Raw genomic sequence first — 717 nt, forward strand, 5'->3', positions numbered from 1 at the left:
CCCGCCCTGGCCGCGCGCCTCGCCGATGCGCCGCGCCGGCCGCTCGCCGGGCTGACCCTGCTGCCCGTCATCCCGCGCCCCGGCAAGGTCGTCTGCATCGGGCTGAACTACGCGCTGCACGCCAAGGAGGGGAACAACCCCATCCCCGACTATCCAGCGGTGTTCTTCCGCGGCCCCACCTCGCTCGCCGCGCATGGCCAGGCGCTGCTGCGGCCGAAGGCTTCCGACAAGTTCGACTACGAGGCGGAGCTGGCCATCGTCATCGGCAAGCGCGCGCGGCATCTGAGCGAGTCCGAGGCGCTCTCCTGCGTCGCCGGCTACACCTGCATGAACGAGGGCTCGGTGCGCGACTACCAGCGCAAATCGACCCAGTGGGGCATGGGCAAGAACTTCGACCGCACCGGCGGCCTCGGCCCCGAGATCGTCACGCCCGACGAGCTGCCGCAGGGGCCCAACGCGCTGCGCATCACCGCCCGCCTCAACGGCGAGACGATGCAGGACAGCAACACCTCCGACATGATCTTCTCCGTCCCGCGCATCCTCGCCATCCTCTCCGAGGCGATGACGCTGGAGCCGGGCGATGTCATCGCCACGGGCACGCCGAGCGGCGTCGGCTATGCCCGCAAGCCGCCGGTCTTCATGAAGGGCGGCGACACGATGGAGATCGAGATCGAGGGCATCGGCACCCTCGTCAACACCGTCGAGGACGAGGCCTGA

1 protein-coding gene is annotated in these 717 nt (G+C 69.9%); it reads left to right on the top strand.

What is annotated here, in order from left to right:
• On the top strand, window positions 1–717 hold a 717-nt coding region (locus ACFOY6_RS24225), incomplete at its 5' end, for a fumarylacetoacetate hydrolase family protein (protein WP_379652470.1).

Origin of the sequence: Teichococcus aestuarii (genome assembly GCF_042651065.1) — a bacterium.
In the GTDB taxonomy this organism is placed as follows: domain Bacteria; phylum Pseudomonadota; class Alphaproteobacteria; order Acetobacterales; family Acetobacteraceae; genus Pseudoroseomonas; species Pseudoroseomonas aestuarii.